Raw genomic sequence first — 17233 nt, 5'->3', positions numbered from 1 at the left:
GTTCGTCGACGACCACCGCCCGTAAAAGTCGGCGATATCGATGTGCGTCACACCAAGTTCCCCCACCCCACCCCACCCCCACCCCACCCCCACCCCACAGGCCGCGTCGATCTTGCACTTGTGGCGGTGAACAAATCAGGATGAGCGTCCTAAATCGGGCACCACAAGTGCAAGATCGTCGACAAAAACGGGGGCGGGGTGGGGTCTAGCGGTGGTGGTTCTGCCACTTGGTTAGGAAGGTGCGGCCGAGGTAGCCGGCGATGATCCAGGAACCGATCGCGGGGAGCAGGCGGAACTGCACCGCGCCCACGATCATGGCGACGGTGACGCCCAGGGCCGACAGGCCCACCACGAGGGCCACCAGCCCGAGCGCGCCCACCTGGAGCCGGTGGGCGATGCTCCGGCGACCCGCCGCGGTCCCGGCCACCGGTTGCGCGGTTCCCGGTCGGGGGATCTCGTCCGGATCGCGGGCCGGCAGGTCGACCCGCACCTCCCTGCGCACCCTGGCGTCGATGTTCAGGGCCGTCGCACCCCGGTACAGGGTGGGCTCGATCCGGACCGTGACCGCGTCGGCGCCGACGAGCTGCCGGGCCCCGTCCGGCCAGGCGAGCATGGCCACGCACCGGTCGAACCGTACGGTGTTCGGCTCGCCCTCCTCCGGCACCAGGCTGATCCCCGACTCCCCCACCACGAGCCGCGTCGACCGGTCGCCCAATCCCGGGTACGTGGTGCCCCGGACGGCCTCCTCGGAGCCGGTCGGCGCGGCGACAAAACCGGCCCAGTCGGCGGTGCGCCCGTTCGGGGTCATCAGCAGCGCCGAGCCGAGCGCGACACCGGTGACCTCGCGTACCTGCTCGATGGTGACCGCCTTCAGCTCCCCGGCCAGTTCGTCGCTCGACCGCAACGGCTGACCGGTGAGCAGTTTGAACGCCGCCGAGGGCAGCCGGGCGGCGTCGGCCTCGGCGGTGAGCAGCGCGTCGGTGGCCTTGGCCACCACGGCGGTCAGGTCGGCCTCATCGATCCGGCCGATCCTCAGCTTGGCCAGTACGTCGACAAATCCGCCGAGTACCGCGTCCTGCTTCTCCGGCAGCGCGTCGGCGAGTGCGGTGATCACGGCGAACCCGTCGCCGCGCGGGTCGTGGTTCGCCGCCGCCGTGTACGACAGCCCGCCCCGCTGCCGCAGACTGCGGAACAGATCCCGTTCGAGTACGCCGGTGAACACGCTGGCGGCGGCGTTGCTCGGCACCACCGCATCCCACCCGGTCGCCCGTGACGGGCCGCGGAAGAACGCCGGGGTGGCCGGCAACGCCGAGGACGCCACCGGCACCGGCTGGCGCCGGCCCGACGGCAGGTCGAGCGTCAGCCCCGGCGGTACCTCGTCACCGGCGATCCAGAGCACGGCGTTCTCCCGGGTGAAGTACCGGGCGACCCAGTCCCGCAGGTCGTCGGTGGTCAGCCCGGACAGCCCCCACTCGGGGTAGCTCACCAGGCCGTAGTCACGGGCGCCGTACCGCCACAGCGGCATCGGGTCGGTGGCCGAGTGGGACCGGGAGCTCCACTCCGTACGCAAAATGGTCTTCTCGGTCTCCAGCCGCTCGCCGGCGAGGTTGCGCAGGGATTCGCAGACCCCGACCAGGAAGGTGCTGATGTCCCTGGCGGAGCCCTGGAGGTGGAAGTAGGTGATGACGTTGCCGGTGGCGCCGTTGTAGTGGTAGTCGGCGACCCCGGTCGGGAAGAGCACCAGGTGTTCGAGCAGGTGGGTGATGCCCCGCCGGGCGAGGGTCTCGTCGGCCTGCCCGACCCGGAACATCAACCCGGCGTGCATCGGCCCGGTGGTGCCGGCGAGCAGGGTCGGTACGCCGTCGACCTCGGTCTGGCGAATCATCGTGCGCTACCTCTCCTGAGCGCCCGGTCGCGGCGCCGGGTGAAGACCGTGAGCGGGTTGCCGAGATATTCCCAGGGTGATTCGCTCACCAGGTGTCCGACGGCGGTGAAGTGTCGGGCCGCCGCGACCTCGTCGTCGATCATGCCGAACATGAAGGCGAAGTAGTTCTCCACGGTGACCCACCCGACGGTGCGCCGGTACGCCGGGTGCAGCACCGAGCGGGCCGCCGCCTCCCGGATCTCCTCCCGTACCCGGCCGTCGGTGAAGTACCTGCCCTGGTCGGCGCCGGGCAGGTCGAGCCAGTGTTCGAGGTGCGCCTCCAGGACCAGCAGCGCGTTCGGTGCCCCCTCCGGCGCCGCCAGCATCTGCGTACGGGCGAAGGCGTGCATCGTCTCCAGCGAGCCGCCCCACTTCGGCGCGATCTGCTGGAGGAGCTGGGACTGTCCGGGCAGGTGGTGCGGGTCGTACTCGGACAGCCGGTCGTACCGGCGACGGGCCTCCGACTGGCCGAGTCCGAGTCCCCGCGCCGTGACGAGCCGCTGCACCCAGACCGCCGGGTCGCTCGGGTCGTAGGCGGCGGCGTCGATCAGCAGTTGTTCGGCCGTACGCAGGATCGCGTGGAAGCGGTCGAACTGGTCCCGGCTGACATCCGCGGCCCGGGCCCCGGTACGGATGTCCCACGCCGTCTTGATCCGCCGCCCGGCCAGCAGCGCGGCGGCGAGCGTGTCGCCCGGCTCGGCCGTCAACCGGGGCCGGGGTAACACGCCGCCCTCCGAAAGCTCGCCGGCCAACCGGATCAGTCGGGTACGCGCCGCGGGTTCCTGCCCGTCGACCACCGCTCGCACGCCGTCCCAGTCCAGGTCCCGCAGGGCGGTGGCCAGACGGGCGAATTCGGGGTAGGCGGCGGCCGGGTCCACGGTGGGGGCCAGGGTCGGGGCGACGGACATGGCGATGATCATAAACAGCGGCCGCCCCGATCCGGTGACCCCCCGGCGCAGCGCGTACGGGGCGCCGCGCCGGGGTGGGGTTCAGAGGGTGACGGGCAGTGCCGCGAGCCGCCGGGTGCCGGGATCGGGTAGCCAGCCGGGCTGGGTCGGCGAGCCGGCGAACGCGAGGTCGGGGAAGCGGCGCAGCAGCCGGGTGAGCGCCACCTCGACCTGGGTACGGGCGAGTGCCGCACCGAGGCAGAAGTGCGGGCCGTGGGCGTACCCGAGGTGGGCCGCCCCTTCGGCGGGACGGCTCAGGTCGAGCGTCTCCGGGTCGGGAAAGGCGCGCGGGTCGCGGTTGGCGGCGGCGATCACGGCGGTGACCGCTTCGCCCTTGCCGACCAGCACCCCGGCGACCTCGACGTCCTCGCGCGCGTACCGGGGTATGGTCATCAGCTGCGGTCCGGCCCAGCGGGTCAGTTCCTCCACCGCGCGCGGCATCAGGTCCGGGTTCCGCCGCAGGGCGGCGAGTTGGCCGGGGTGGGCGAGCAGGGTCTCGACCGCGTTGGCGACGAGGTTGGTCGGGGTCTGGCCGGCGAGGACGAGGTGCCAGACCAGGGTGACCAGCTCGGTGTCGTCGAGCCGGTCGCCGTCCTGCTCCCGGATCCGGATCAGCTCCGAGACGAGGTCGTCGCCGGGCTCGGCCCGGCGGTGCGCGACCGCCGCCTCGGCGCCGGCCATGATCTGCGGGATCGCCTCGACGAACGCCTGTCCCCAGCCGGTGGCGACCGCCGCGCCCCACTCCCTCCACCGCGGACGGTCGTGCTCGGGGATGCCGACCAGTTCGCAGATGACGTCCATCGGCAGCGGCCGGGCGAAGTGCAGCAGCAGGTCCACCACCCCGTCGCCGGCCTGCGCCGCCCGCTCGGCCAGGTCGTCGAGGAGCCGGTCGACGATCGGTTCGATCCGGGGCCGGAACCCGGCCGCCCGGCGGGCGGTGAACGCGGGCGACACCAGCCGGCGCAGCCGCAGGTGCTCCGGGCCGTCCATTTCCTGCATCGTCCGCAGATAGGCCAGGCAGTGTTCGGGTACGTCCGGACGGGCGTAACTGGCGGCGGTCAGCTCGAACCTCGGGTCAGCGAGCATCGCCCTGGCCTCCTCGTGCCGGGTGAACGCCCAGATGGGCCCGAATCCGGGTGCCTGGATCAGGGCCAGAGGCGACCGTTCGCGCGCGTCGCCGTACGCGGTGAAGGGGTCGTGCAGCACCTCGGCGTCGGTCAGGTTGATCTCGGGTACGGCGTTCCCCCGGTGATCGGTGCTGGTCAACGGCACTCCAATCGCAGATGTTCTCGGGACAGTCTCAGATGGTCGCCACAGATGATGGGATCATCTGAATGGTGACGGTATCTTGAATCGGCACACCCGGCAACGTCGGGTGGCAACGCGCGGAGTGGACCGGCGGCGACCGCCGCGGGGTGAGGAGAACGATGGGTCGGCTCAGCAGGGCGCAGACGCAGGAGCGCAACCGGGCGAGGGTGCTCGCCGCCGCCCGGGACGAGTTCGTCGAGCGCGGGTTCCGGGACGCGAAGATCGACAGCATCGCCGAACGCGCCGAACTCACCCGGGGCGCGGTCTACTCCAACTTCCCCGGCAAGCAGGCGCTCTACTTCGCCGTACTGGCCGACGAGGTCGAGCGGGCACCCGAGCCGCCGTACCGGGATCCGGGCGACTCACCGCGTACGGCACTCGCCGAGTTCGCCCGCGCCTGGCTCGCCCGACTCCCGCTCGCCACCGACTCCTCCGGCACCGCCCGGCTCGGCGCCGACCTGATCCCGGAGATCCTCGCCGCCGAGCGGACCCGGCTGCCCTACACCCAGTTGGTGCACCTGGACGCGATAGTGCTCGGGCTCGCCCTGGAACGGCTGCATCGCGCCGGAACACCGGCCGGTCGTCGGGTAAGGGTGGCCGAGGCCGCGCTCACCACCCTGCACGGCGCGAGCCAACTGGCCGCCGCCGCGCCCGGCTTCGTGGAGCCGTTCGGTGTGGTCAGCGCCTGCGCCCAGGTGGCCGACCTCGACCTGGACGACCGGTGGGACGCACCCCACCTCACCCAGATCCCACGGGCGCGACCCGCCGACGAACCCTGGTCGCCGCCGGCCGCGACCGACGCCCTGCGCGACGAACCCGCGCGGCTCGACGGCAACGGGGTGATCGCGATCCTCGGCCTGCACCGGCTCTCCGCGATCGAGGAGGCGGTACGCGCCGCACCGCCCGGCGCCGACGTCACCGCGGTCCTGGTCAGCGGCACCCCGGACGAGTTGGCGCCGCTGGCCCGGCTCACCGTCGCGGAGCTGCGGGCCTGCCTGCGCCAGGCGATCCGGCCGTCGGACTGGCCACGGCTACAGGTCGTACACGATCGGGACGGCGTTCTGGCGGCGGCGGCCGGCGTACCGTCGGTCAGCGACGCCACCGAGACCGCCGTCGCGGTCCGCGGCGGCCGGATCGTCGCCCGCGCGGACGGCTGGGGCGCCTGCCACGCCGCCGCGTCGAGCCAGGGCCCGGCCTGACCCGGTCGAACGCGCCCCCGCGCCCGGGACCACCGGGGCGGGGGCGCTGGGTGCGACGCTCCGACTAGGACAGGGTGGTGCCCGACGCGAGCGGCAGCGGCTCCGAGTAGACGACCTCAAGCCGCGCGGTGCTGGGGGTGAACCGCTTCCACTGGGCCTGCGCGGTCTCGCTCGCGGCGCGCAGTCCGACGGTGGCGGTCGGATTGGCGGTGGACGCGCCCTGCTGGACCAGGTCACGCAGGGCGGTGCCGGAGAACGACATGTTCTGCTGCGGCTGACCGCAGGTGCTGTTCGCGGCGCCATTGGCCTGGGCGAGCAGCGCCGGCCAGGAACCCGCGTGGCTGGTCCAGGTCGTCGAGGCGTCGATCGCGGCGGTCTGCCAGAGCTGCACCGGCGTGGACTGGCAGGACCAGGAGTGGGCGAGGGTGACCCGGAACGCCGCGCTGTCGATGATCTTCCCCTGCACCGCCGACGTGTCGAACTGGAAGATCGAACGCCACACCCCGGTCGAGCCGATGTCGGAGAGATAGCCGACCCGGGCGACACTGTCCATCCAGTACGACTGGTTCGGGTACTGACTGCTGATCGAGGTCCAGCTCGCCGTACCCGACCAGATCCCGTCGATCGCCGCGGCTTGCTCGGCGGGTACCGAGAACACCGCCCGCCTGGTCCCGTCCGGGTTGGCGTAGACCCGCTGGGTGTCCGTACGCAGACCGGCGATCTCCACCGCCGCGCCGGTGGCCCGAGCCCGCTGCGCCTCGTCGGCGGCGCTCGGGGAACCCGCGCGTCCGGCCGAGGCCGGTGCCGCCATCAGGCCGAGCAGCAGACCGGTCAGCACCGTGGACGTGCCGAGCATCCGGACCAGGTTGAACTTTCGCCCCCGCATGGAATCGCCTCCACCATAGGTTCGTCGGTCCCCCACCCGTCGGCGGGGCCGTCACGAGCGTGGAGCCTAGAGACGGGTACGGCGCACGGGAAGGGCGGTTCGAGACGTTGACGCCAGAATGTCAGGGCGCTTGACTCCCGAATCGTCACCCACGATGATCTAGAGATCGTCGCTCAGTGACCACCGGACCAGCGGCGAGCAGACATGATGACCTACGGGGAGGTTGCCATGCCGGACGAGCGCGGCCCGATCAGCGACCGCGAACGTCGGATCGTCCACCTGATCATCGCCGACCACAGCGACGAGCAGATAGCGGCGGATCTCTTCGTCGCCGTACGGACCATGCAGCGACAGTTGCGCCGGCTGATGGACCGGGTCGGTGCACCCAACCGGTGCGCGCTCGGCGCCATCGCCGCCCACCACGGCTGGCTCGCCCCCGAGGCGCTCGGCGGACCAGCTTCCGCGCAGGACCGTGCACCGACAGCGCCCCTGGCCGCCTGAGGCTGCCTGCCGAACGCTCCCGACCCCGACCCCGTCGACTGTCCGGCCGTGGTTCGGCCGGCGCGACCCGATGTGAGCAACCTTCGCCAAACGGCCAAGTCGACCCATTTGCCATGCATAGGCTCTGCGTCACGAAGCGTGATGAATCGCCACGAGTGCCACCCGTTCGGCGCACTCCGACGATTCCGCTGACCGAATCGCGGAGGCAGTCGATGAAACTCGGACGTACGCTGCGCGCCCTGGCGACCCTCGTCACCGTCGCCGGCCTGACCGCCGTCAGCGCGCCCGCCGGTGCGGGCCCGACCGCCGTCAGCGCGCCCGCCGGGGCGAACACGCCAATCCACGCACCCGGGGGCACCGACACGCCGCCCGCCGTCACCGACGCGCCACCCGTGACCACGGACGGATCGCTGGAGGTCACCGAAGCCCCACCCCAGGTCGCCGACGTGCCGCCCGCGTTCCGGGTCGTGCCGCCCTCGGTGACCAGTGTTCCGCCCACGGTCACCAGCGCCGACATCCGGTTCGCCCACCCGGCGCAGACACTGCGCTACGGCACCGCCGAACAGGTCGGTCTCGATCCCCGATGGATCGACCAGATCGCCGTCGACATCGCCGGCTACCTGCAACCGTCGCCGACGTACCCCGAATATGCCGGCGCGGTCGCGCTGGCCGCGCGCGACGGCGTCATCGTCGCCCACGACGCCGTGGGGTACGCGCTGCGCTACTCCGACGACAAGCCGACCGAGTTGCCGCCGGCCGAGCGGATCGCGATGCGGACGAACACCATCTTCGACGTCGCCTCGATGACCAAACTGTTCACCTCGATCGCCGCCGTCCAGCTCATCCAGGCCGGTCGGATCGGGCTCAGAACCCCGGTCGCGCAGTACATCCCGGCGTTCGCCGCGAACGGCAAGGGAAACATCACCATCCTCAACCTGCTCACCCACACCTCCGGGCTGCCCGCCGACCCGGACCCGTCGCTCTGCGCGTACGCGAACAACGACGAACGCTGGGCCGCCGTGTACGCGGTGAAGCCGTTCGCACCACCGGGCACGGTCTTCCTCTACAGCGACATGAACATGATGACGCTGGGCCAGGTGATCGCCACCGTCACCGGGCAGACCCTCGACCGGGTGATCGCCGAGCAGATCACCGGGCCGCTCGGGATGACCGAGACGATGTTCAACCCGCCCGCGTCGCTCAAGCCGCGCATCGCCGCCGAGGAGTACCAGCGGTCGATCGGCCGGGGACTGGTGTGGGGCAGCGTGCACGACGAGAACGCGTACTGCCTGGGCGGGGTGTCCGGCCACGCGGGCGTCTTCTCCACCGCCCACGACCTGGCCATACTCGGGCAGACGCTGCTCAACGGCGGAGACTACGAGGGCACCCGGATCCTCTCCGAGGAATCGGTGCGGGAGCTGTTCACCAACTACAACCAGACGTTCCTCGGCCACGCGCACGGGCTGGGCTTCGAGTTGGACCAGCGCCGGTACATGGGGGCGCTCAGCTCGCCGGTGACGGCCGGACACACCGGATTCACCGGCACCTCGATCGTCATCGACCCGCTGTCGCGGTCGTTCGTCATCCTGCTGACCAACCGGGTGCACCCGAGCCGCAACTGGGGCAACAACAACCCGTCGCGGGCGGCGGTCGCCACCGATCTCGCCCTTGCCCTTCCCGTACGCCCGGAGCAGCGCGGAACCGACTGGTTCGCCGGTACGGCCAGCAACACCAATGCCACGCTGACCGTCCCGATCGCCGTACCCGCTCGTGGAGCGGAGCTGTCGTTCGCCCTCTGGTACGACACCGCCGACACCGACACCGGCGCGGTGGAGGCGTCCTCGGACGGCGGCGTGACCTGGCAGCGGGTTCCGCTCTCGCTGCGGGTCGGCGGTCGGAGTTGGCAGACCGACGGGGCGTTCTCCGGCTTCGAGGGCCAGCAGTGGTTGCGGGCGTCGGCACACCTGCCCGCCGGGACAACCGAGGTCCGCTGGCGCTACACCACCGGCCCGGAACCCCACGGCCGCGGCGTCCACGTCAACGCCGTACGCGTGACCGGGCCGCGGGGTGTGCTCTTCGACGACCGCCGACCGGCCGACGCCGCGCTGTTCCAGCCGGACGGGTGGACGGCCGGACCGAAGCCGGTCGCCTCACCCGTCCCCCCGGTGCCAGCCTGCGAGACCTCCGCCACGAAGGACTCGGACTGTTCGACCGCCTACCGGCCCGGTCACGCGTTGATGTCGCCGAAGTGACCCGCGAACTTCCTCGTTCTCAGGAAATGAGGTCGTGCGCGGTGAAGATGCCCTTCCGGGCCAGGACGACCGGCTTGTGGAGCCTGCTCACGGTGAGGAACGGGATGAAACTCGGGTCGTAGAATGCGCCGTTCGGATCGATGTCCTTGACCGCCCGGGACCCCGGCAGACCGTTGCGCTGGAGCGCGTACCACTGGTCCACGACGAAGGCGTTCGGGCCCCACGTCGCATGGTCGCTCAGCGTGCCGTCCTGCGCGCGGTCCACCACGATCAGGGCGTGCGCGGCCTCCCCCATGGTGGCCATGAGAACCACCTCGATGGTGCTGGTCGGGTTGAACAGCGCCCGGAACTGCGAGCCCAGGAGTGCCACCGCCAGGCAACAGATGTCCAGGCACGTGCCGATGGCCGGCGTCTTCTTCGCCGCGAGGAGGCGCTCGTTCCCCATTCGCAGGTACGCCCTCCCGAGGGCGGCGTAGATCTCCAGATCGCTCTTGTCCCGAAGTGCGAGGTCCAACCCGAGCTTGATCTGGCTGGTCAGGGGTTTCATCTGGGCACCGGGGCCCATGAGGGCCGGCGCCCAGGCGGTGAACCCGTTCTGTGTCACCAGATTGTTCTGGTTCAGCGTGTTCCACGGGTTGGCCACCACCACGTTCACCAGCACCGAAGCATCGATGGCGTCCTGTACGTCGGCCATGATCTGCGCCTTCGTCTTGATGACTGTGTGAACTGCCTCGGTCATGGTGCACTCCTCGAACTGCGCGGTCTGGGGAGGGATTGCCGCGCTCAACCTCTCACCGCGTACGCGGCTCAGGTATGTATAGCCGCGCCACTGCGACGACGGCCGCACGAGTCGTATGGGAGACAACGACTACACACCGACAGTCGGTCCCGCCGACAGGTCGCGGATGACGAATTGTGCCGCCATTTCAGGATCGCCTCCGGCGTGGGCCATCAGGCCGTCCACCCACCACTGCGCCGGTTGGCCACCGTGCGGCGGGAGAGCGACGTCGAGGTGCAGGCCGATTTCGAAACGCTCGGCGTACAGCGCGATCTCGGCCTCGGGCAGACGCGCGTGCAGGGCGTCGAACAGGGTGGAGGCGAACGCGTCCCGGCGGGCCCGGAGGACCGGATCGCACTCCCGCAGCGCGTCGGCCACACCGCGATCGGCGGGATCGAACTTCTCCAGCAGCGGCAGCAACGCCGGATCGCCCAGGAACGCCGCCGCGTCGAAACTCATGACGTGGGCGCTCTCCTGCGCCAACATCCCGGCCAGCAGCGGAAGCGCGCCTGGGTCCCGCCGCCTGGCCAGGCCCCGGACACCTTCCTCACGTACCTCGCTGTAGCCGTCAGCGGTGCGCTCCCGGAGGACCTGCCGAACGAGATCTCCGTCGGCGTTGGTCTGCCAGCCGAGCCCGAACGTCGCCCAGTTGCGTACCTCCCGGTCGGGGTCGGCACACAAACCAACCAACGCGTCCACGCCGGGACCGTCGACAGCATCACCGATCGCGGCGGGCAGGGAACACGCAACCCGATGCCGTACGTCGGAATCGTCGTGCCGGGCGAGCCTGACCAGCACCGGGATGGCGCGGGGATCCCCGGTGGCGCCCAGCGCGCGGGCAATGGACCAATGCACGTCCCCGTCGACCTCGGTCTCCAGCAGCGATATCAGGAGGGTCGCCGCGTCCTCGCGGGCCTGCTCGTGCACCTCACTGACGAGGCCGAGCAGGTCACAGGCCGTGGCCCGTACCCTGGGGTCGGGGGAGGTTGACTGTATACCGGCCAGTTCGGCCGCTACCCGCCCCCGCCCCGCCAGTGCCTTGACGAGCCAGGTCCAGCACCCCCCGGGGTTCGTCCGGTGCTGCGTCAGTAGCATGGCGGGTCGCGCAAGTTTGATCAACAGGAGGGCCTGATGCCCACTCGCCGGGTCCGGACAGGGGTCGTCATCATCGCGATGGCCGTCCTCGTACAGGGTGGTTGCGCCTCCGATCCGAAGGGTTCGGCCACGCCCAGCGGCACGTCGGTGACGACGCCCTCATCCGGCTCGCCCACGCCGAGGCCGATCCCCTCGTTCGTACAGGAACGAGCGGACGCGGCGATAATTGCCCCGGGTGCCCTGGCGATACTCGAAGGGCCACGTTCGCCCTCGTCGGATGACTCGGAGCTCTACACCACCACCGATGTGTGCGGCAAGAGCATCGCAGCCGATTCGGATCGAGCGCGCCGGAGCCATCTCCGGACGTGGGCGAGCGAGGGCTGGTGGGTACGGAACATCACCCACGCGTACGGCACCACCACGGCTGCTGTTGTGATCGATCAGGTGAAGGCGGCGGTCGAAGGGTGCAAGGAGTACGAGGATTCCGGTGACCAGGTGAAAGTCCTGGGCCCGGTGGAACTGCCACGGTATCCGCGTACTGAGGCTCGCTTCGGTTTCTGCTACAGCACCACTCCCGCCGACGGTGGCGAGGCATACATCGCCTGCGACGCGTACATCGCCAGGGACCACGTGGTGTCGTCGGTGACGGTGGTCCGGGGCGACGACCAGGAAAGCTCAAGACTCGGAGTGTTGTTCGTCGGTGCGCTGGCAGCCGAGGCGCTTGCCAAGGTTGTCTAGCGCTCGGACGCAACGACGCCCCGCCCCGCCCCGTTCCGAACCGGCACGGGGCGTCGCGTGAAACATGTCAGTGATGCTTGGCGAGGGTCACGAACGCGCGCCAGGCGTCCGGGACGAACGTCAGCGCCGGACCGCTCGGGTCCTTGCTGTCCCGCACGCCAACGACGCCGGGAAGGTTCCTCGCCACCTCGACACAGGTCGAGCCCCCGTTGTCACTACGGGTCGACTTCCGCCAGACGGCACCGGTCAGGTCCATCTCTTCGCCACCTCCTGGAGTCGGTCAGCGCTGCTTTGTCAGGCCGACGAACGCGCGCCACGCGTCCGGGACGAACGTCAGCGCCGGACCGCTCGGGTCCTTGCTGTCCCGCACGCCGACGACACCGGGAAGGTTCCTCGCCACCTCGACACAGGTCGAACCACCGTTGTTACTACGGGTCGACTTCCGCCAGACGGCACCGGTCAGGTCCATGTCTTCGCCACTTCCTGGATCAGGTCTACGGTCTCCCGGCTGGGAGCCGCATCGCTTCGGATACTTTCCCACCTGTCCTGAAGCATATCCAGGTCCGCAGCGCGGTCGGTCACATGCGCACGCACCGGATTGTCTAGATGCGCGGCCTCGCCCTCGGGCCCCTTGGCCAGGATGAAGCCACCGGCAAGACCCTCGTGCATGCCGACCGTCTCTGGGATCACGTGCAGGTGGATGTGCGACATGCTGGCCATCTGACAAAGATGCTCGAACTGCTCCATCATCACGGCAGCCGGGCCCACCGCCCGCCGCAACACCATGGCGTCGATCACGGCGACGAGCTTGGGCGGCTGCTCGCGGTGCAAGATTGCCTGTCGCTCCATCCGAGACGCCAGAAGTTGACCAATTTTCTGCTCTGAATACCGCCCGCCCACGCTGAGCACCGCGCGGGCGTACGCCTCGGTCTGGAGTAGTCCGGGGACGAGCGAAGGCTCGAACCACCGGAGCAACGTCGCTGTTCGTTCGAACTCGATCCACTCAAGGAGCCAGTTGGGTGCGGCTCCGTCCTTCACGAAGTCGTCCCACATGCGTACCAGCCGGCCACGGGCGCCGACCGCGTCGTCCACGAGCTGGACGAATTCGCTGGTCAGCGGTGCGCGGCCGGTCTCGACGGCGCTCACCTTCTGGGCCGAGAAGTGGATCCGCTCGCCCAGCGCTTCCTGAGTCAGCCCGGCGTCGATCCGGGCCTGCCTCAGTTCGCGCAGGAGAAATTCATAGGGAGACAAACTCACGTTCTCGACCTCTCTTGTCTTTTGTAGATCGACTCGGGGGTGGCATACGGGCGGCCCGGCAATCCTCGGTTCAGGCCGGAAGCATTCCGACAGTAAGCCCAGCCACAACAGAGTGTCACTAGCGGAACCGCTCGGAGTTCACGGCAAAACCCGGGCGGGACTGCGGGGCCGCTCCGCGCTCTCCCCCAACCCGAATATGCGGCGGGGCGGCCCCTTCCATTCACGAGAGGAGACAGATATGTCGAACCACGACGACAACCAACCCGTCACCCCCGTACCGCTGCCGGCTGAAATGGCCCCGGACCTTCCGCCGGCCCCCGGCACCCGGCGGCGTCCGCGAAACGTCGGCCGATTTGGTACGGCGGACAATGCGTTACCGATCGAGTCCTTCGCGGTCGGGGTTTCCGGTCGCGTCCGGCGCAACCACCCGGCGTGAGACGGTGGAGGAGTTACCGGTGGGTCGTCGGGTGGCCTACTGGCGGGGGCGGCGGAAGATGTCCCAGCAGGTGTTCGCCGACCGGATTGGAAAATCGAAAAGCTGGGTCGACAAGGTCGAGCGGGGCGAGCGCCGACTGGACAAGTTCTCGACCCTGCACGAGTTGGCCACGGTGCTACAGGTCAGTGTGGACACCCTGCTCGGCCGTAAGTCGAGCACTGCGAAGGTAACCCCGACCGACCCGATCGACCTGGAGCCGCTGCGGGCGGCTCTCGCCCGCTACGCTCCGGCCGCCCTGCCAGAGAGTTCCGGCCCGGCGCTGGACGAGTTGGCCCGCGCGGTCGGGCACGCGTGGCTGACGTTCCAGCATGCCCGGTACGACACGCTGGTCCCGGCGCTGCCGACGCTGCTGCGGCGGGCCGGGGCGGCGCAGGTCTGCCACACCGGCGACGGTGCCGTGACGGCCGCGCGTCTGCTCGGGCAGGTATACCAGGTCAGTTCGTCGGTGGCGCGCAAGCTGGGCGCCTTCGACCTGGCCCGGCTCACCGCCGAGCGGTCGATCGCGCTCGCACCGTACGCGGACGATCCGCTGCTGGCCGGGACCGGCACGACCCGGTTCGCCAACGCCCTGCTCGCGGCCGGTGACGACCGCGCCGCGTTCGAGGCGAACGTCGTCATGGCCCATCGGCTCGCGCCGGACGGTCCGACCTGGTCGGACCCCAACCGCGTCTCGGTGTACGGGTCGCTGCTGTTGCAGGCAACGATGGCGGCGGCGCGGATGGGCGACGATGCGAGCGTGCGGGAACTGCTCCGGGAGGCGACGGTGGCCGCCGCCAGGTTGGGCGCGGACGCGAACCGGTACTGGACATCGTTCGGTCCGACGAACGTCGAGCTGCACCGTGCGGCGGCGGCGGTCGAGTTGAGCGAGGGCCGGCAGGCGGTGACGATCCACCGGGGTCTGAACCGGCGGCTGTTCGACGCACTGCCGCCGGAACGTCGGGCGCAGCACCTGCTCGACGTGGCTCGCGGTCACGTACTGCTCGGGGACCTGACCCGCGCCGGGAAGGCGCTGGTGGAGGCCGAGCAGCACGCTCCGGCCGAGATCCGTGGCCGGCCGGTCGCGCATGACGTGATGACCGGGATCCTCCGGCGGACCAGGGGCGTGCCGCCGGCGATGGTGACGGAGTTGGCCGACCGGATGGGGGTGCGGGTGTGACCGGGAAGCACGAGGGTGCCGACGACCCGATGGGGTCACCGCACCGGCCGGGCGAGGACTGGCGGTGCCGCGACGACGCCGAGGAATGGCCGTGCCAGGTGTTCCGGCGGCGGATGTGGACGCTGTACCGGCACAACCGGCGGCAACTGGTCGAGGTGATGGGACGATTCCGGGACCGGGCGGTGGACGACCTGGACGACCTGAGCCGGGAGCAGGCCGACGCCCGGTTCGTCGGCTGGGTCGCGGATCCCCCGGTCCGGCGCCGACTCCGATCGGTCTGACTCAATGGATCCGGCTCTGGCGAACGAGCTCGACGGCTCTCGGGATCGAGCCGGAGCGTGCACGCGTGGCCGAGGGTAATTGACTGGCCGGCAGTGCGGCCGGGTTGATAGCGTGGCCCCGGATCCGTGACCCGGCCGAGGAGGTGAGACCCGTGAACGCAGTTCGCACGTGGTGCTCCCTCCCGTCACGGACGGGCGGCTGACGTAACCGTCGCCGGGAGCGCCCATCAGGATGGCACTCCCGAAAGGCACTAAACCATGCATTCTGTACGTTTCACCGCTGAGACCTCGTCCGACGGTGTCATCGAACGCGACTTCCTCGTGGGCGAGATCCCGGGTGTGCTCTGGGCACCCGTATCCGGCGCCGATCATGCCCCGATCGTGCTCGTGGGGCACAACGGCGGCATGCACAAGAAGGCGCCGGGGCTTCGGGCCCGCGCCCTGCACACTGCGGCCACGTGGGGATTCAACGTCGTCGCGATCGACGCGCCGGGACACGGCGACCGCCCGCGTACGGTCGAGGACGAGCAGGCCCGTACGGAGATCAGGGAGGCTGTGACGGCGGGTGACACCCCGCGGTTCGCGGCGGCCAGCGTCCGCTTCATGGCCGCGCTCGCGGAACGGGCCATACCGGAATGGCAGGCGACGCTGGACGCCCTGCAAGCGTTGCCGCAGATCGGCCCGGACGCGCCGGTCGGATACGGCGGGGGCATCGCGATGGGCACGGCGATCGGGGTACGGCTGGCCGCGGCCGAGCCCCGGATCACCGCCGCGATCTTCGGCGGTGGGTTCCCCGTGGACGAACCGGTGCTCGTGGCCGCGCGGCAGATCACCGTGCCGGTCCAGTTCCTGCTGCCGTGGGACGACGAGCACGTCGACCGTTCGTCCGGGCTCGCGTTGTTCGACGCGTTCGCCTCGGCGGAGAAGACGTTGCACGCGAACCCGGGCGACCACCGAAGCGTCCGGTGGGTCGGGTTGGACGACACGTTCCTGTCCCGCCACCTCGGCCGGCCCTGACCCATCCGGTACCGGCGTCCGGCGCGAAGCCGGGCGCCGGTACCGGCGAACAGGTACAGCCCCGGAATTGCGCTTGCCTGGCTCGGGAATCCCTGACAACATGGCCCGCATGATCGACAGAAAGGGCTTTGACGCCCTCGCGCGGTGAACGCGCGTACCCGGCGGCGACAGTTGCGCCGCAAGGGAAACCCACGTGATGTGGCCCTCGACCTGGAACGCTGGCAGGCTGCCGCCGCGATTCGGTCGGAGTGGACCGAACACGGTCTCTCGACCGCACCGGCCGACCGCGCCACCGCTGAGGCGGCGATCGGCGAACTGTACGGACTCATCGGCAGGCCGCCACCGCGATTCGACTGGGTCGACTCACCACAACAGGCGATCGACCTGCTGCCGGTCACCGGAGCACCGATCGACCTGCGGAGGTGCGCGTCCACGGACGCGGGCCGGTCCTGGGACGTCGCGATCGCCCTGGTCAACCTCGCCCACCAGCTTCGGACATCGATGGACCGGCGCACCTCGTCGGCGTCCGACAACTGGTGGGAGTTGACGGCCGACCAGCGGCTCGCCAGGACGCGACCGCCGCTGGAGGCGCTGGCCTCCGGCGTCGGGCTCGAAGATCTGCTCGACGTCGGTGTCCGCGACTCGCTGCGACGGTCGGTGGGCGACGGGGTACGCATCCCGCTGCGGACCGCGCTGGCACCGAGGTTGGAGCGGTTCAACGGCCTGGGCTGGTACGGCCAGCACGACGTGCACTGGGTCGCGCACTACGACGTCCGGCAGCGGTTGGGCCGGCGTACGTTCGGCGCCGACGACATCGAACAGCTCGGCCTGTGGGCGGCCATTACCCGCTCCTGCGGGTGGTGGTGGCCGCTTCAGGGGCGGTGTGTCATCACCGGACGGACCGCCGAGGTGCACACCGAGTCGGCTCCCGGCGGGTGGCACGGCGAGACGCGTACGCACCATCCGGGGGCGCTGGCGATCCGGTACGCCGACGGGACCGGCGCGTACGTCTGGCACGGCACCCCGGTGCCGGACTGGGTGATCAACGCGCCGGCCGTCGAACGGATCCTCGCCGAACGCAACGTCGAGGTACGCCGCTGCGCGATCGAGCGGATCGGCTGGGACACGTACGCCGACCAGGCCGGACTCGACCTGGTGGCGGTCGCGGCCGACCCCGGCAATCCCGGCTGCGAACTCCAGCTCTATGACCTGCCCCGACAGCTCTGGGGGCCCCCGGCCCGGGTGCTGCTGGCCGTCAACGGCTCGGTCGAGCGCGACGGCCACCGGCGCCGCTACGGGCTCAGCGTGCCCGCGGACATCGATGACCCGGTGGCAGCCGCCGGCTGGTCGTACGGGCTGTCCGGGACGCAGTACTCCAGTCTTCTCCGCCGAACCTGA

The 17233-nt window shown here is 70.4% G+C and carries 17 protein-coding genes; 8 read left to right on the top strand and 9 right to left on the bottom strand.

Translation table 11 applies throughout. From position 1 onward, the window contains the following. Positions 1–205 precede the first annotated feature (205 nt). The 3 genes from OG792_RS12825 to OG792_RS12815 form a co-directional block, all read right to left on the bottom strand. Complete coding sequence (locus OG792_RS12825) at positions 206–1885, bottom strand: insulinase family protein (protein WP_329109666.1); 1680 nt, start codon at positions 1883–1885, stop codon at positions 206–208. Next, positions 1882–2832: a hypothetical protein gene (locus tag OG792_RS12820; protein ID WP_329109665.1), complete on the bottom strand. Its 951-nt coding sequence runs from the start codon at positions 2830–2832 to the stop codon at positions 1882–1884. Before OG792_RS12820 ends, OG792_RS12825 begins: the two co-directional genes overlap by 4 nt. Positions 2833–2913: 81 nt before the next feature. Next, a complete protein-coding gene (locus OG792_RS12815; RefSeq protein ID WP_329109664.1) occupies positions 2914–4137 on the bottom strand; it encodes a cytochrome P450 family protein in 1224 nt (407 codons plus the stop codon). A gap of 161 nt (positions 4138–4298) precedes the next feature. On the opposite strand from OG792_RS12815, the gene OG792_RS12810 reads away from it, so the two are divergent. Next, on the top strand, positions 4299–5378 hold the full coding sequence (locus OG792_RS12810) for a TetR/AcrR family transcriptional regulator (RefSeq protein ID WP_329109663.1): 1080 nt from the start codon (positions 4299–4301) through the stop codon (positions 5376–5378). Positions 5379–5442: 64 nt separating this feature from the next. Here the strand turns inward: OG792_RS12810 and OG792_RS12805 are convergent, their stop codons facing one another. Then, complete coding sequence (locus OG792_RS12805; RefSeq protein ID WP_329109661.1) at positions 5443–6264, bottom strand: hypothetical protein; 822 nt, start codon at positions 6262–6264, stop codon at positions 5443–5445. 228 nt (positions 6265–6492) lie between these two features. Between OG792_RS12805 and OG792_RS12800 the strand changes: the two genes are divergently transcribed. Together OG792_RS12800 and OG792_RS12795 are read left to right on the top strand one after the other, a co-directional pair. Beyond that, a complete protein-coding gene (locus tag OG792_RS12800; RefSeq protein WP_329109660.1) occupies positions 6493–6765 on the top strand; it encodes a helix-turn-helix transcriptional regulator in 273 nt (90 codons plus the stop codon). A 212-nt stretch (positions 6766–6977) separates the two neighbouring features. Beyond that, positions 6978–9017 carry a serine hydrolase gene (locus OG792_RS12795; RefSeq protein ID WP_329109659.1) on the top strand — a complete coding sequence of 680 codons (2040 nt, stop codon included), beginning with the start codon at positions 6978–6980 and terminating at the stop codon, positions 9015–9017. A 19-nt stretch (positions 9018–9036) separates the two neighbouring features. Here the strand turns inward: OG792_RS12795 and OG792_RS12790 are convergent, their stop codons facing one another. Both OG792_RS12790 and OG792_RS12785 read right to left on the bottom strand, forming a co-directional pair. Next, positions 9037–9756: a hypothetical protein gene (locus OG792_RS12790; protein ID WP_329109658.1), complete on the bottom strand. Its 720-nt coding sequence runs from the start codon at positions 9754–9756 to the stop codon at positions 9037–9039. Between the two features lie 129 nt (positions 9757–9885). Further along, positions 9886–10890 (bottom strand): HEAT repeat domain-containing protein, encoded by a 1005-nt coding sequence (locus tag OG792_RS12785; protein ID WP_329109657.1) that lies wholly within the window; start codon positions 10888–10890, stop codon positions 9886–9888. A 432-nt stretch (positions 10891–11322) separates the two neighbouring features. Between OG792_RS12785 and OG792_RS12780 the strand changes: the two genes are divergently transcribed. Next, positions 11323–11628, top strand: a complete 306-nt coding sequence (locus OG792_RS12780; RefSeq protein WP_329109656.1) for a hypothetical protein — start codon at positions 11323–11325, stop codon at positions 11626–11628. 67 nt (positions 11629–11695) lie between these two features. Here OG792_RS12780 and OG792_RS12775 read toward each other — a convergent pair whose 3' ends face one another. From OG792_RS12775 to OG792_RS12765, 3 genes are read right to left on the bottom strand one after another with little or no spacing between them, the layout of a single operon-like run. Next, positions 11696–11884 carry a DUF397 domain-containing protein gene (locus tag OG792_RS12775; RefSeq protein ID WP_329109655.1) on the bottom strand — a complete coding sequence of 63 codons (189 nt, stop codon included), beginning with the start codon at positions 11882–11884 and terminating at the stop codon, positions 11696–11698. A gap of 24 nt (positions 11885–11908) precedes the next feature. After that, positions 11909–12097, bottom strand: a complete 189-nt coding sequence (locus tag OG792_RS12770; protein ID WP_329109654.1) for a DUF397 domain-containing protein — start codon at positions 12095–12097, stop codon at positions 11909–11911. Then, a complete protein-coding gene (locus tag OG792_RS12765; protein WP_329109653.1) occupies positions 12088–12885 on the bottom strand; it encodes a helix-turn-helix domain-containing protein in 798 nt (265 codons plus the stop codon). The genes OG792_RS12770 and OG792_RS12765 overlap by 10 nt, the downstream gene beginning before the upstream one ends. A gap of 440 nt (positions 12886–13325) precedes the next feature. Between OG792_RS12765 and OG792_RS12760 the strand changes: the two genes are divergently transcribed. From OG792_RS12760 to OG792_RS12745, 4 genes are all read left to right on the top strand, one after another. Further along, positions 13326–14537 (top strand): helix-turn-helix domain-containing protein, encoded by a 1212-nt coding sequence (locus OG792_RS12760; RefSeq protein WP_329109652.1) that lies wholly within the window; start codon positions 13326–13328, stop codon positions 14535–14537. Further along, positions 14534–14818, top strand: a complete 285-nt coding sequence (locus tag OG792_RS12755) for a hypothetical protein (RefSeq protein WP_329109651.1) — start codon at positions 14534–14536, stop codon at positions 14816–14818. The genes OG792_RS12760 and OG792_RS12755 overlap by 4 nt, the downstream gene beginning before the upstream one ends. Before the next feature lie 258 nt (positions 14819–15076). Continuing rightward, entirely contained in the window at positions 15077–15835 is a 759-nt protein-coding gene (locus tag OG792_RS12750) for a dienelactone hydrolase family protein (RefSeq protein WP_329109649.1), read from the top strand. Between the two features lie 144 nt (positions 15836–15979). Continuing rightward, positions 15980–17233, top strand: coding sequence for a DUF6745 domain-containing protein (locus OG792_RS12745; RefSeq protein ID WP_329109648.1), 1254 nt, complete (start codon positions 15980–15982; stop codon positions 17231–17233).

The sequence above is a fragment of the Micromonospora sp. NBC_01699 genome (genome assembly GCF_036250065.1).
Classification (GTDB): Bacteria; Actinomycetota; Actinomycetes; order Mycobacteriales; family Micromonosporaceae; genus Micromonospora_G.
This window is presented reverse-complemented; position numbering and strand designations above follow the sequence as displayed.